A 1,265-nucleotide genomic window follows, 5' to 3' on the forward strand; every position below is an offset into this window, starting at 1 on the left:
AGGTTGTCGCCCGCCACCATGAGGTTGAGGCCCTTGGTGCCCTCGATCGACTGATCCTGGCGGATGCGGCCCACCAGCGACTCGTCGATGCCCGCCGCGTCCAGCGGGGTCGGCACGTCGACGACCTTGACGCCCGGCGCCTTCGACAGCAGCTCGCGCGCCTGCTCCGGCGTGATGTCCTTGTCGAACTCCGCGTTGATGCTCAACGTGTGACCGGTGAACACCGGGACGCGCACGCAGGTGCCGGCGACCCGCAGCTCCGGCAGGTCGAGGATCTTGCGCGACTCGTTGCGCAGCTTCTGCTCCTCGTCGGTCTCCTCGGACCCGTCGTCGACCAGCGCGCCCGCCATCGGCAGGACGTTGAACGCGATCGGCGCCACGTACGGCCCAGTGTCGTCCACGCTCAGCGCCCGCCCGTCGTGCACGAGCTCGTGGCCCGCGCCGATGTTGCCGGTCACCTGGTCGTTGAGCGCGTCGACGCCGGCGAGACCCGACCCGGACACGGCCTGGTAGGTGGAGACGACGAGCCGCTTGAGCCCGGCCGCGTCGTGGAGCACCTTGAGGACCGGCATCGCGGCCATGGTGGTGCAGTTGGGGTTGGCGATGATGCCCTTGGGCGGGTTCTGCGCGGCCTCGGGGTTGACCTCGGAGACGATCAGCGGGACGTCGGGGTCCTTGCGCCAGGCGCTGGAATTGTCGACGACGACGGCGCCGGCCGCCGCGAACCTCGGCGCCTGCTCCTTGGACATCGTGCCCCCGGCCGAGAACAGGGCGATGTCGATGCCCGCGAGCTCCTCGTCGGTGGTCGCGGCGGTGTCCTCGACCACGATGTCCTCGCCACGGAACGGCAGCGTGGTGCCCGCCGACCGCGCGGAGGCGAAGAACCGCACCTCGTCGGCCGGGAACTCCCGCTCCTCCAGCAGGGCGCGCATCACGCGCCCCACCTGGCCCGTGGCTCCGACTACGGCGACAGTGGTCATCTGTGAGGTCATCTCCTGGTGTGCTCGGCGGCCCGTGGGGGCTCTGGTGTCGGCCGCCCGCGGGTGGGAGCTCCACCCTGCGCTCGGGTCGGCCGATGATGGCCCAGTCTACCGGCCGCGCGAAGGCCCTCCAGCGACTCTCGTCACACCGCCCCCGCGACTCCGCAGCCCACGCCCCACCTCGCCATCGCCGACCAACGAGAAGTCTGTTCGGCTCACATCGGCCGAAAGGGAGGTGCGCGAAACGCTCTTCTCGACGGGCCGGCGGGTCCGATGCTCCACAGG

The 1,265-nt window shown here is 70.8% G+C and carries 1 protein-coding gene; it reads right to left on the bottom strand.

Annotated features, from left to right (window positions below; genetic code table 11):
• A partial coding sequence (locus G6018_RS14870) for an aspartate-semialdehyde dehydrogenase (protein WP_182640032.1) occupies positions 1 to 980 on the bottom strand: 980 nt, incomplete at its 3' end.
• Positions 981 to 1,265: the final 285 nt, after the last annotated feature.

The sequence above is a fragment of the Dietzia sp. DQ11-44 genome (assembly GCF_014145205.1).
GTDB classification, from domain to species: domain Bacteria; phylum Actinomycetota; class Actinomycetes; order Mycobacteriales; family Mycobacteriaceae; genus Dietzia; species Dietzia natronolimnaea.